Source organism: Vreelandella xerophytica (genome assembly GCF_968048975.1).
The window spans coordinates 2,298,345-2,311,509 of sequence record NZ_OZ309106.1 but is presented as its reverse complement, the minus strand read 5'-3'; the positions used below and the strand labels follow the sequence as shown (position 1 = coordinate 2,311,509).

Here is a 13,165-nt window from a genome sequence, read left to right as displayed (position 1 = left end):
CAACACAGTAAGGTTGAACGGCGATATCTTTACTCCGCCATGGCCTGATCTTTTAGAGACTGCTGGTGGTAACGGTAAAGAATCAGGTTTGCCACCAACGACTCGGACAAAATATCCGTATGACCATCGGCATCCAGCGTGGTATGAAACTCCGTGATTTCTTTCATGGGCCCGCGTCCAGGACGTACCACGCAGCGGGTTTTCAGGCGTTCGAACAGCTGTTGCTCTTCCACCACGAGCAGGCCGCTGTTCTCGTTGTGGTCGATCCCGTGCAATGACGTGATGGAAGGGCGGTTGTCTGCATCCTGGTAATAGTGCTCCCACCGCGTAAAGACCTCCTGGGTGGTGATCTCAAGCGGCAAGAACATGAACAGCTCGGGTTTGCCGCAGCGCCTGAGCTCTCGGGTCATGCCCAGAAACTGCGTCTTCCTGGCGATCTCTGCAATGGGTTGTTCAAATAGCTCCGTGGCATCGTGAATAAAGGGCAGTTCTTCACACAGCTCTTTCATCAGCCACGCATGGGCTGAATAGTTGCCCTGCTCATCGCGGCAGGTTTCCAGGTTGGCCGCCCCGGATACGCTGGGTGAGAGCTGTCCTTTGAATACGGTAGTGAGCTGGCTGCGCCGAGGAATGATCAGCCCGCCGTCGGAGGTACGAATCAGGCAGCTCAGCCCCAGGTGGTTTTCCGGCAGGGCGGAGGAAAGCGGGCTAAGCGCCGGGCCCGGTTCCAGCAGGTTACGATAGGAAAGCCCGCCGGGGAGCGTCAGCTCCGGCAGCATGTTGGTTGCCAGGTAGTTATAGTAAAAGGATTTCTTGAAGCTGAGTACGAAGCGGTCAGGGCTTGCCTGCCAGTCGTGGACGGCCAGCGTCAGGCCGTTGTAGTCGTAGCGCTCGATGGCGTTGAAGCGCTTTAAGATGGTATCGAGTCCCTGTTCGCCAATGATCCAGGGCATTTCGTACCAGTCATCCTGAATATGAAACTCGATATCTTCCACACTGAGCGCCTGGTCTGGCAGCCACTCCAGAACGCTTTGGCTCACGATAAGATCGTCGCGCTTGGCAAGCCGTTCTACCTCGGCGTCATTGAGGCGTTGGTCAAGCCCTGTCAACGCGCGTAAGTTGCCCGACGTTTCTCTCTCCAGCGCCAGAAAGCGGTGGCGCTCTTTCTTGTAGCAGTTCAGATAAAAGCGAGTATCCAGCGAGTAGCGCTGCTTTTCCTGCTTGTTGGTGGTGATCGCCAGCAGTATCAGCGCCGCCTGTACCAGGCCAAACTGCACGGCGTTGATCAGCAGCGACAGGTTCAGCCCCAGACCCAGCTCCTTGCCCAGGGCATATAGCCCGAAAACGCCATGCAGCACCAGAGCAACCCAAAGGGCGTAGCGCCAGCGGGGGCGCGAAAACTTGATACTCAGATAATGGGTAACGCTCACGCAGACTCCTTCGATCTTGACGTGTCTTAAATATAACGTAGTGATTCATGGCCCTTCCAAGCCTGCAATAGTACCCTTTTATGCAACACTAACGCCAAAACCCGTGGGGTCGTGAATGAGAGGGCGGTGTATTGCAGCGCTGAGTGCACGGGGCCAGCCAGGATACAACGAAGATGCCTGTTGGGCGGGCAGCGACCTGGCGTTTGTGCTCGATGGGGCGACCGGGCTTGGCGCGCCCCTGTTGGACCCGGCCCGAACCGGCTACGCGACCGATGCAGAATGGTTCGTGAACCAGCTGAGTCATCAATTGGTCAAGGCCTGGCGGCGCTACGGCGAGGTGCAGAACGCCCTTGACGCTGCTCTTGACGACGTGGCCAGGCAGTGGCGCCAACGGGTGCCCCAGCGCGTAGCGTTGGAGCGCCTGCCGTCGGCGTCACTGGCGTTGGTTGCCATGGAACAGGAGGTACTGGTACTGGCGCGTCTGGGAGATTGTGAGTTGTATACGGCAGGCAAGAACGGCATAGAGCGGGCTTTTGAAGAGGGCGTGCTGCATCGGCTGGATAAAAAGGCGCTCGGGGCGCTGCGTGACTACCAGGCGAAGGGGGTTCCCTTTTTGGCGGCCCGTGACGCGGTTGCCCCGCTGCTGGCGCAACATCGCCGGCGGATCAACAGGTCAGACGGTTACCCTGCGTTGAGCGTTGCTTTAGACTCGGTCAAGGCTGAGATAAAACGCTTGCCCGCTGGAGAAATTCGACGCGTATTGCTGGCAAGTGATGGGTTTAGCGCAGCGTGGCAGCAGTATCAGGCGGTGGGCCCGGCCGGCTGGCTTGAGAGCAGTCTCCCTGCCGATGCGCTCGATGTCCGGTTGAAAGGGCTGCGCGAATTCGAGGAAAACGACCCTGCATGCCAGAAGGCCACACGCTTCAAGCAGCACGATGATGCGACGGCGCTGATTTATGAGCGGGTCGAAGAGAACGAATCTTAACCAGCTTTAAAGATTGTTTACGTATTCGTAGTAGTATGCAAAGCAATGGAACTTGATTATTTTGCAAAGGAGGCGCAAGTGGACGATATCGTCAACGCGTTTTATGAAAAGACTCCGAATGCCGAAGTGGCCACCGAGCGCGTGGCTTTTGGCACCTCGGGCCATCGCGGTCGCGCTTCTGATCGCACCTTCAACGCTGCCCATATCTGGGCGATCACCCAGGCGGTAGTGGATTACCGCCGCGAGGCGGGCTACCAGGGCCCGCTGTTTCTGGGACTTGATACTCACGCGCTTTCCCGCCCGGCCTGGGAGTGCGCACTTCAGGTGCTGGCAGCGAACAACGTGACGGTGAATATCGAAAAGGACCGGGGCTATACGGCCACGCCTTTGGTAAGCCACGCCATCTTGCAGCATAACGCCGATACCAATGCGCCCAAGGCCGATGGCCTGATCATTACACCTTCTCACAATCCGCCGGAAGATGGCGGCATCAAGTACAACCCTTACCATGGAGGCCCGGCGGATACCGATGCCACCGGCTGGATCGAGGCGCGCGCCAACGAGTACCTGGTGCGTATTGATGATGTACCTCGCGTCTCCTTTGACGAAGCCCTGGCCCACGCAAGCGAATACGACTTCACCGGCCTTTACGTGGCTAACCTGGCCCAGGTGGTGGATATCGAGGCGATCGAGAAAGCGGGTTTGACCCTGGGCGCCGACCCGATGGGGGGCACGGCCTTGCCCGTCTGGCAGGCCATTGCCGAGCGCTTTGCCATCAACCTCGACGTGGTCAATACCACCGTGGATACAAGCTTTGGGTTCATGCCGCCAGACCACGACGGCAAGACCCGTATGGACTGCTCAAGCCCGGCGGCCATGGCGAATCTCCTGGCGATCAAGGACCGCTTCGACATCGCTTTCGGCAATGACCCGGACGCGGACCGCCACGGCATCGTGGATGCGGGCGGCCTGATGAACCCCAATCATTTTCTAGCGGTATGCGTGGATTACCTTTTGAGTTACCGGCCCCAGTGGCAAAGCGAGGGCGAAAACGCGCTCAGGATTGGCAAGACGCTGGTGTCATCCTCGATGATCGATCGCGTAGTGGCCTCTCACGGGCGTACGCTCTTTGAGGTGCCGGTAGGTTTCAAGTGGTTCGTCGAGGGGCTTCACCAGGGGTTTCTGGGGTTTGGTGGCGAAGAGAGTGCCGGCGCCAGTTTGCTCACCCGCGAAGGCAAGGCCTGGTCAACGGACAAGGACGGCATCGTGCTTTGCCTGCTGGCCGCAGAGATCATGGCCGTGACCGGCAAGACCCCCAGCGCGTACTATGCTGAACTCGCCGAGCGGTTGGGAACGCCAAGCTACAAGCGGGTGGATACTCCTTGCAGCAGCGACGAGAAGGCCGCCTTCAAGAAGCTGACCGCGGAAAGCGTCACCGAGAAAAGCCTGGCAGGCGATGCGATCACCGCCGTACTGGTCAACGCGCCGGGCAACGGCGCCAGTATAGGAGGCATCAAGGTGACCACCGAAAACGGCTGGTTCGCCGCTCGCCCCAGCGGTACGGAATCGCTCTACAAGGTGTATGCCGAAAGTTTCAAAGGCCCCGAGCATCTGGATGAGCTCATCGAAAGCGCCAGAACGCTGCTCGATAGTGTGCTGGCGCAGTAGGCAGGGGCAGTGGGCTAGAATAGGGCGCGGCGCATGCCGCGTCTGACGTGCCACAATGGCACGCACAGGGCGCATTTATGCACATGAAAGCTTGCAGTGCGTCATTAAATGCTAATATTGCTAGATAAGCTCAGTGCCAGGCAGGCCCTTTGCTTGGTAAGTTCAGACGTTAGCAGTTCAAGTTTAAAGCTGGCGTGAAGATTGCTTTAAACAAGGTGAAAGGATCATCTGTTTAACACTCAAGGAAGATACGATGAACGTTTCTACGTTTTCGAAAGCGCCGCGCGTTTACACACCGCTCAATGCTCTGCATACCCACGCTGAACAGCTTCAGGCGAAATCGCTTGCCGACTTGCTCGGTGGCGAGTGCCCGTCAGCCAGAAAACGTGCAGAAGCCCTTCAGTTCAGCCTGGGGTCGCTGCATGTCGATTTCAGCAAACAGCGTATCAGCGAGCAGACGCTTGCGCTCTTGATGGACTGGGCGAAAAGCTGCCGGCTCGAGGAGAAGCGCCAGGCGCTGTTCGCGGGTGCCAACGTCAATGTGTTTGAAAAGCGCCCGGCGCTGCACATGGCCGCCCGTTGGCCTGAACGTGTCAGCGCTCCGGAAGGCATGGAAGAGGCCGCGGCGTTTTGCCAGCGCCAGCGGCGCAAGCTCACGGGCATGGTCGAGCGCCTGCACGCGCGACAGTGGTTTGGCGCCACGGGTCAATCGATCACCGATGTGGTGCATATTGGCGTGGGCGGCTCTGATCTGGGGCCCAAGCTTGTCAGCGAAACCCTGGGCGGTTGCCCCAGCCAGCAGCACGTGGGGGTGCACTACGTTTCCAGCATGGACGGTGCCCAGTTGCTGCCGTTGATGGAGCGCCTGAACCCCGAAACCACGCTGCTGGTACTGGCTTCCAAGTCCTTCACCACCGCCGATACCCAGTTCAATGTCAAAACCGCGCTTGCCTGGCTCAGCGAGGCACTCGAGATCGATATACCGACGCTGTGCGGCCATCAACTGGTCGGGGTGTCGACACGTGCCGATAAAATGACCGCGTTCGGCATTCCCGAGGCGCACCAGCTGGTGTTCAAGGAGTGGATTGGAGGACGCTTTTCGCTTTGGTCACCCATCGGCGTCAGCGTGGCCATGCAGCTGGGAATGGATACCTTCAACCGTTTGCTGGAAGGTGCTCACTCGGTCGATCGACACTTTCTAGACACGCCGCTTCACGAGAACGTGCCGGTCTTGATGGCCGTGATTGGTGCATGGAACTCGCAGTTTCTGAATATTCCCACCCACGCGGTGCTGCCTTACGACGCCCGCATGGCGAGTGTGCCGGCATATCTGCAGCAACTGGAAATGGAGTCCAACGGTAAAAGCGTGGGGCTTGACCGAAAGCTGGTGTCTCACGCCACATGCCCGATCATCTGGGGGGATGTCGGCCCCAACGCGCAACACGCGTTCTACCAGCTGCTGCACCAGGGCAGCCATACCGTCAGCGCCGATTTTATCGCCGTGGCGACGCGTGAATGCAATGCCAAGGGTGAGCTGGCCCAGGCGCTGCACGCCCAGGAACATTTGACGCTGGCCAATTGCCTGGCGCAATCGCAGCTCTTCGCGCTGGGTGATGACGCCATACCGGCGGTTTCCCGCGGACAGATGGCTCAGGGGTATCGCGGCAACCAGCCCAACAGCGTTATCCTGATGCAGCAGCTCGATGCCTGGAGCGTCGGTGCCTTGCTGGCGCTTTACGAACACAAGGTCTTCGTGCAATCGGTGCTCTGGAATGTGAATCCGTTCGATCAACCCGGGGTGGAGCTGGGCAAGAAGCTGGCCACCAGTCTTTATCAAACCCTTGAAGGCAAGCCTGTGGAAACACCGACGGTGTATGATCCCAGCACCCAGGCATTGCTTGAAAAAATACAGGCGTGGCGGCAGTAATCGCGCGTCATCGTGCTTGAAAGAGCGTACTGAAAAAACGCACTGAATAAATCGTAATGAAAAGGATGACTAGATGACTCAGGTCCGTAAAGCCATTATTCCTGTTGCGGGATTTGGAACGCGCCTTCTGCCGATCAGCAAGGCTATCCCCAAGGAGATGGTGCCGGTGGTCGACCGCCCGTTGATTCAGCACGTGGTCGAAGAGGCCTTGGCCGCGGGAATCAATGAAATTATCCTGGTGACCCGCACGGGCAAATCCTCCATTGAAGACCACTTCGATGCCCATTTCGAACTCGAGCATTCCCTGGCCAGCAAGGGCAAGGACGCACTTCTGGAAACGCTTTCAGCGATTGCGCCGCCCCGGCTGAAAGTGACCAGTGTACGCCAGCCCAACGCCAAGGGCCTGGGCCACGCCATTTACTGTGCCGCCCACATGCTCGACGAGGGCGAACCCTTTGCCGTCATTTTGCCGGACGTGCTGGTCAAGCCCCAGGTCAACAGCGATGTGTGCGATCTAGGCCGTATGGTCGAGCGCTGGGACGCTAACAGCGCCTCGCAGATCATGGTGGAAGCTGTGCCCCAGGAGGACGTGTACCGCTACGGCATCGTGGACTGCGACGAACCCCAGGCCGGCGAAAGCGCCGATATGCGCGGCGTGGTCGAAAAGCCCGCACCGGAAGATGCGCCTTCACGGCTGTCGGTCATCGGTCGGTATGTGTTGCCATACCGTATCATGGAACTTCTCCAAGACCAGGCCCCCGGCGCCGGCAACGAAATTCAGCTCACCGACGCCATTGACCGGCTCATGCAGGAAGGCCAGAACGTACAGGCGTTTCGCATGCAGGGTCGCACCTTCGATTGCGGCCATATCGAAGGCTGGCTCCAGGCCAATACCACCCTGGCCCGCGAAGCCGGGTATGATATTTAACACGCCCCCGCGCCTGGCACCCCGTAGCGCGGGCAAGCCGACAGGCGCACCCGCAAAGGCGACGCAAAGCGGTGCGGGGATAGCGGTGGCACCTTCGAGCGGCTGATCGCCGCCGCGGGTGCCTCACTGACGCTCGTTACGCCGCGCTACGAGGAATACGGTCTACTCCCAATCCATGTCGGCAATCCGGGGAATCTGTTGTGTGCCCCAGTCGCTGGCGTACCATCCCTTCGCCACACACTGCGTAAAGCTGGACCATCGCCATTGCGAAGGCGCTGATGCGTACCCGTGCTTTACCGGATTGTAATGAATGTAATCCATATGACGCTGCCAATCCTGCTCGTCACGAATGACGTGCTCCCAGAAACCGCGCTGCCATGCGCGTTGCCCAGCTTTGGGCAGCACAAACTCCCTGGAGGCGGTTTTTTTAAGATCTCGCCATCGGGATGAATAGTCCGCATCGTCATCGGGAAGCGTCCAGATACAATGCAGGTGATCGGGAAGAATCACGAAGGCGTCCATGGTGAAAGGGAGCGCTTTACGTACGCGGCGAAGTGCACGGCCCAATACCCTGATATTGGTTTCATGCGCAAACAGGGGCAGCCGGTCATGCGTGACAACCGTAAAGAAGTAAGTACCACCCGGTATCAAGGCTCGCCGGTAAGTTGCCACCTCTATCACCTCAAGATTACAAATAATTAATCAAGTTTAGGCAAGTCGTTGGCTAATGAAAACCGTAGCGCGGGTAAGCCGAAGGGCGCACCCGCGAAAAGCAGCGCGAAGCGGTGCGGGGTGGCGGTGACACCTTCAAACGGCTGATCGCTGCCGCCGCCGCGGGTGCCTCGCTGGCGCTCGTTACGTCGCGCTACGGGATGGCGCATCGAACTTGTAGCGCGGGTAAGCCGACAGGCGCACCCGCGAGAGGCGACGCGAAGCGGGACGAGTTGCGCGGTTTCGCCAAAACCTAAAAAAGCCGCCACGGTTGTCCGTGGCGGCTTTTTCATTAGTGCTGGGGTGGTCAAGCCGGCAACACGGCGCCGTCCGCGCGGGGTTCGGTGCCGCCCTGCAATATGCCGGTGTCACCGTCGCGCAGGATGATCTGCCCGCGGCCGAAGGTGAGGCCGTCCACGCACTTGACGATGTGATGACCGCGGCGCTCGAGCGCCTGGATGAGGTGGTCCGGGAAGCCGGGTTCGACCTCGACGGTCTTGCCTTGCGTCCACTTCCAGCGGGGCATGTCCAGCGCCGCCTGCGGATTCAGATGATCCTGCAGCATGTTGGCCACGACCTGCACGTGACCCTGAGGCTGCATGTAGCCGCCCATGACGCCGAAGGGGCCGACCGCCTGGTCATCCTTGGTGATGAAACCGGGGATGATGGTGTGGTAGGTGCGCTTGCCCGGACGCAGTACGTTGGCGTGCTCTTCGTCCAGAGAGAAGGACCAGCCGCGGTTTTGCAGGCTGATACCCGTGCCCGGTACGACGATGCCGGAACCGAAGCCTTCGAAGTTGCTCTGGATGAACGACACCATGTTGCCTTCGTCATCCGCGGTGGAGAGATACACCGTACCGCCCAGCAAGGGGTTGCCATGGGTGGGGTCGAGGGCCGCCTGGCCGATCAGTTCGCTGCGCTCTTTGAGGTAGCCCGGCGAGAGCATCTGGTCGACAGTGAGCGTCATGTGCTCGCGCTCGGTGATGTAGCGAAGGCCATCCACGTAGCCCAGCTTGGTGGCCTCGATGCGCCGATGCAGTGATTCCACCGGGTCGTGGGGCTCGTCGCCCAGCGCTTCGAGAATGCCCAGCGCCTGCAACGCGATCAGACCGCTGCCGTTGGGCGGGATTTCCCAGATGTCGTGTCCGCGGTAACGCACGTTGATGGGGTCGACCCATTCCGGGGTGAACGCGGCCAGGTCTTCCTTGCGCAGAAAACCGCCGTGCTGGCGTGAGAAGGCGTCCATGGCCTCGGCCAGTTCGCCTTTGTAGAACGCCTCGGCGCGGGTCTCGCCGATGGCGCGCAGGGTCTTGGCCATTTCCGGCGAGCGCCATACGTCACCGGGTTTCGGAGCATGGCCTTCGCAGGCGAAGTGTTCAAACCAGGGGGCGAAATCAGGGGTCTCGTACTGGCGGTAGCGCTTGAACGCCTGATCCCACAGGCGGCTGGCGGTGGGCAGAACGGCGTACCCTTCTTCGGCCAGACGGATAGCCGGGGCCATCAGCGCATCGAAAGGCAGCTTGCCGAAGCGCTCGGAAAGGGCGGCCCAGGCGCCGGGCGCACCGGGTACGGTGACCGGCACCAGGCCGTGGGCGGGCATGGTGTCATGGCCCAGCGCCTTGACGGCATCAATGGAAATACCTTGCGGGGCACGGCCGCTGGCGTTCAAGCCGTGCAGCTTGCCGTCCACCCACACCAGCGCGAAGGCATCGCTGCCAATCCCGTTGGAGGTGGGCTCCACGACGGTGAGTGCGGCCGCCGTGGCGATGGCGGCATCAATGGCGTTACCGCCGTCACGCAGAATGTTGGCGCCCACCTGGGCGGCCAGGGTTTGCGACGTGGCGATCATGCCGCGCTTGCCGAAGGTGACGGTGCGCCGTGAGGTGGCGGGGTAGTAGTAGGGGTCGAGTTTCATCAACTAATCCTTATTCTTGAGACGCGCCGTCTTGAAAGGCGCGGTTCTGGGCCGCCTCGGCGCGCTCGGCGATCAAGCGGCGCTGGCGTAGGTAGCTATAGATGCTGTATGCCACCGATACCACGGCAAGCGTCAACAGCAATGCCGAAATGGGGCGGGTGAAAAACAGTGTCCAGTCGGCGCTGGTCTGGAATGCGCGGCGCAGGTTGGTTTCGGCTATAGGACCGAGCACCACGCCCAGCACCAGCGGCGCCAGCGGGTAATCCAGCTTCTTCATCAGGTAGCCGATGCTGCCGATGGCGGCCAGCAGGTAGAGATCCGAGAGACGATTGTTGAGCGTGTAGGTGCCGATCGCGCAGCAGGCCAGCACCACCGGTACCACGATGTACTTGGGCACGTTCAGAAGCCGCATGAAGGCGCGCATCATCAATATGCCGATAAACAGCATGAAGAATGAAGCCACCGCCATGGCAATGAACATGCTGTACACCAGGTCCGGGTGGTCCAGAATCAGGCGTGGCCCGATGCTGATGCCGTGCACCATGATCGCTGCCATGAGTACGGCGTCTGCGGGTGAGCCGGGAATGCCCAGTGAAATCAGCGGAATCAGGCTGCCACCCACGGTGGAGGAGTTGCCGGCTTCTGAAGCCACCACGCCTTCCGGTTCACCCTTGCCGAAGGTCTCCGGGTGCTTGGAGGCACGCTTGGCCTGGTCGTAGGCCACCAGGTTGGAGATCGAACTGCCTGCCCCAGGCACGGCACCAATGAAGACGCCCAGAAGCGACGAGCGCACGATGTTGAACGGTTTGCGCATGGTGCTCTTGACCACGTCCCAGAGGTGCGGGCGCATATCACCACTGACCAGCGAAGATGAAGACGCCTGCTGGCTGGAGGACGTAGGCTCGAGCTCGGAAAGCAGCTGGCTCATGGCGTACATGCCGATCAGTACCACCAGAAAAGGAATACCTGCCGTGAGCAGCTCATAGCCGAAGGTGAAACGTTCGCGTGCCATCAGCGGGTCGGGGCCGATGGTGGCAATGCCGATGCCGATCAGCCCGGCAATCAACCCGCGCATGAGCGAATCGCCCACCAGGCTTGCAATGATCGTGAGGGCAAAGACGATCAGGGCAAAGTACTCCCAGGGGCCAAGCTTGACGGCCAGCAGTGCCAGGGGCGGGGCGGCCACGATCAGCACCACGATCGAGAGCAGCGAACCGACGAAGGAGGCAAACAATCCAAGCGACAGGGCACGGCCTGGCTGGCCGTTGCGTGCCATGGGAAAGGCATCAAACGTGGTGGCTACCGCTGAAGGCGTACCCGGAATGCCCAGCAGCGCGGCGCTGAACAAACCGCCGCTCAGGCCGCCGACGTAGACCGAAAGCATGACCGCAATGCCCTGCATGGGCGGCATGGCGAAGGTCAGCGGCAGCGTCAGCACGATGGCCATGGTAATGGTGAAGCCCGGAATGGCGGCGGCGACAATACCGGCAAAGGTAGCCACCGCCATCAGCATCAGCGTATAGGGCTCGGTGACGCCGCCCAGGGCGAGTAGAAATGCATCCATCATAAAGTCACCTGTTTACCACTTGGCACGGGGCAGGTAAATGCTGAACACGTCAGCGAAGAGATAGTACGGGCCGACCGAAAACAGCAGCGCCACTCCCACCACTATCAGCAGGGTTACCGGGCGCTTGGGTGCCAGGAACAGTTGGGCGAGCAGCAGATAGCAGAACGTCCCGAGAATGAAGCCGGCAAACGGCATGGCCATCATGTAGGCAATGAACAGGCCCAGGTTCACCAGCACGCTCTTCAGCGCGACAAGGCGTTGCCAGGCGCTTTGCAGGGTGGTTCTGGGAATGCCCCGCTTGGCAAGTTCCATGATGAACGCCGCCACGCACAAGACGGCAATGGATGAGAAAACGAGCTGCGGAAAGGTACCGGCACCCATGGGCTCCCAGCGGGAGGCCGGCAGTGAGCCGGCCCTGGAGGCCATGAAAATCGCACCAATCGCAAGCACCACATACGAGGCTAGTTGCAGCGTGGGCACTAGCGCGGCGTCTGGGGTCTTACGCTGCATGAGGACCTCCTGTAAGAGCGGTGATTAATCGAGCAGGTGAGCGTTCTCTTCGATGAACTGATCGTTACGCTCCAGGTAGTCGATGTAATCGTCCCGGTTCATGAAACGTGCAGTACCGCCGATGTTGACGATTTCCGTCTTGAAGGCTTCGCTTTGCGCCACGGTTTCCAGCGCGTTCTCCAGGCGCTCGATGATCTCCTCGGGTGTGTCCTTGGGTACGACAATGCCGCGAGTAACCAGAAACTCGAGGTCATAGCCCAGCTCGTGCAGGGTGGGCACATCGGGCATCTCGTCCAGGCGCTCTTCGGTGGCCGCGGCGAGTACGTTGACGTCACCGTTTTCCACAAACGCCTTGGCCGATTGGTAGTCTTCGATGGTCATGGTGATATGCCCACCGGCCAGGGCACGCAGGCGCTCGCCAGTACCTTCATAGCCCACGTAGCCGAACTCGGTGTCGGTGGCCTGTTCGAACTGCACGGCCCACAGGTGCGGAATGCCGCCCAGCGTGACGCCCATGCGGTACTTGCCCGGCTCGCCCTGTACGGCTTCGAGCATGTCGTCGAGCGTTTCCCAGCCGCTGTCGGCGCTGACCATGATGACGGAGTTGTCGCTGGTCATCATGGCAATGGGCTCAAAGGAATCCCAGTTGAGCTCGGTCACACCGGAGTGGTGGGCAATCAGCAGCCCTTCGTGGATCTGGCTGATGGTGTAACCATCCGGGTCGCGGCGAGAAGCTTCGCGCAGGCCCACCGTACCGCTTGCGCCCGGCATGTTGATGATGGGTACCGGCTGGCCCAGCTCTTTTTCCATATGCCGGCCGACCAGGCGCATCATCAGGTCGCTGGCGCCGCCCGGGCCCCAGGGCACGATGAACTCGATCGGGCGGTCAGGGTAATCGGCGGCTGCGGCCACGCCAGGCAGGGCGATAAACGTCGAGAGCGCAGACACGGTGAGCAGCGTTTTAAGTGTCATGTGTATTTGTCCTGTAAGTCAGTGGTGCGAAGAGCATAAAACGCCTGTACAGAGAGCCCCGCAGACCTTCAAGCCAGAGGCCTTGCTGTACCGACGAAATCAAGATGCTGACGCTGAACAGGGCGGCCCGAGTAACGACTCGGCTGGCCTGTTGTTGATGGTTCAGCGTTTATGCGTTCAAAGCCGGCGTCTAGCGTATTGTTGGAGTCATCATGGGCTTCAAACACGTGCTCAGGCATAGCCAGAAGCGTTGATTTTTCGTTATCGTTTATCAATTGAAAAATCGATTTTTGCTCGACATTCGACTATAGGCGAAGGGGGGAAGGAGCGTCAATAGTGACACGCGGGGTTGGTAGGGTTTTAGCAGCTTCCAGATGATGATGAACCCCGGCGGCTCGATTCTCGGCGCGTGCCTTGGCCGTTCTGCGCTTAAGCCCTGCCGTGCAGCGGTCAACTCGGGTTGGTTCGTCATCATGAAGCAAGAGCCCTTATCGAACCCGACGTTATCGAGATAAGCGGCAGCGACTCGCCTTGCGAATGCCATTGACCGCC

11 protein-coding genes are annotated in these 13,165 nt (G+C 60.0%); 4 read left to right on the top strand and 7 right to left on the bottom strand.

Annotation, left to right across the window (positions count from 1 at the left end):
• Positions 1-29 precede the first annotated feature (29 nt).
• Complete coding sequence (locus ACWF8S_RS10945; RefSeq protein ID WP_447553350.1) at positions 30-1,430, bottom strand: hypothetical protein; 1,401 nt, start codon at positions 1,428-1,430, stop codon at positions 30-32.
• A gap of 115 nt (positions 1,431-1,545) precedes the next feature.
• Here ACWF8S_RS10945 and ACWF8S_RS10940 point away from each other — a divergent pair, with 115 nt between their 5' ends.
• The 4 genes from ACWF8S_RS10940 to ACWF8S_RS10925 all read left to right on the top strand — a co-directional run bounded on the left by ACWF8S_RS10940 (position 1,546) and on the right by ACWF8S_RS10925 (position 6,938).
• Entirely contained in the window at positions 1,546-2,415 is an 870-nt protein-coding gene (locus tag ACWF8S_RS10940; protein ID WP_447553349.1) for a protein phosphatase 2C domain-containing protein, read from the top strand.
• 78 nt (positions 2,416-2,493) lie between these two features.
• A complete protein-coding gene (gene pgm / locus ACWF8S_RS10935) occupies positions 2,494-4,083 on the top strand; it encodes a phosphoglucomutase (alpha-D-glucose-1,6-bisphosphate-dependent) (protein ID WP_447553348.1) in 1,590 nt (529 codons plus the stop codon).
• A gap of 253 nt (positions 4,084-4,336) precedes the next feature.
• Entirely contained in the window at positions 4,337-6,010 is a 1,674-nt protein-coding gene (gene pgi, locus ACWF8S_RS10930) for a glucose-6-phosphate isomerase (RefSeq protein ID WP_447553347.1), read from the top strand.
• A gap of 73 nt (positions 6,011-6,083) precedes the next feature.
• Positions 6,084-6,938, top strand: a complete 855-nt coding sequence (locus tag ACWF8S_RS10925) for a UTP--glucose-1-phosphate uridylyltransferase (protein ID WP_447553346.1) — start codon at positions 6,084-6,086, stop codon at positions 6,936-6,938.
• Between the two features lie 162 nt (positions 6,939-7,100).
• Here the strand turns inward: ACWF8S_RS10925 and ACWF8S_RS10920 are convergent, their stop codons facing one another.
• Genes ACWF8S_RS10920 through ACWF8S_RS10895 form a run of 6 tightly spaced genes read right to left on the bottom strand, consistent with a single transcriptional unit; the run spans position 7,101 to position 12,613 of the window.
• On the bottom strand, positions 7,101-7,610 hold the full coding sequence (locus tag ACWF8S_RS10920; protein WP_447553345.1) for an REP-associated tyrosine transposase: 510 nt from the start codon (positions 7,608-7,610) through the stop codon (positions 7,101-7,103).
• A gap of 26 nt (positions 7,611-7,636) precedes the next feature.
• The gene (locus ACWF8S_RS10915; protein WP_447553344.1) at positions 7,637-7,918 is read right to left on the bottom strand and encodes a hypothetical protein; all 282 of its coding nucleotides are present in this window, start codon (positions 7,916-7,918) and stop codon (positions 7,637-7,639) included.
• A gap of 38 nt (positions 7,919-7,956) precedes the next feature.
• Entirely contained in the window at positions 7,957-9,564 is a 1,608-nt protein-coding gene (locus tag ACWF8S_RS10910) for a gamma-glutamyltransferase family protein (RefSeq protein ID WP_447553343.1), read from the bottom strand.
• A 10-nt stretch (positions 9,565-9,574) separates the two neighbouring features.
• Positions 9,575-11,131, bottom strand: a complete 1,557-nt coding sequence (locus ACWF8S_RS10905; RefSeq protein WP_447553342.1) for a tripartite tricarboxylate transporter permease — start codon at positions 11,129-11,131, stop codon at positions 9,575-9,577.
• 12 nt (positions 11,132-11,143) lie between these two features.
• Positions 11,144-11,641 (bottom strand): tripartite tricarboxylate transporter TctB family protein, encoded by a 498-nt coding sequence (locus ACWF8S_RS10900; RefSeq protein WP_447553341.1) that lies wholly within the window; start codon positions 11,639-11,641, stop codon positions 11,144-11,146.
• Positions 11,642-11,665: 24 nt separating this feature from the next.
• Positions 11,666-12,613 carry a Bug family tripartite tricarboxylate transporter substrate binding protein gene (locus tag ACWF8S_RS10895; protein ID WP_447553340.1) on the bottom strand — a complete coding sequence of 316 codons (948 nt, stop codon included), beginning with the start codon at positions 12,611-12,613 and terminating at the stop codon, positions 11,666-11,668.
• Positions 12,614-13,165: the final 552 nt, after the last annotated feature.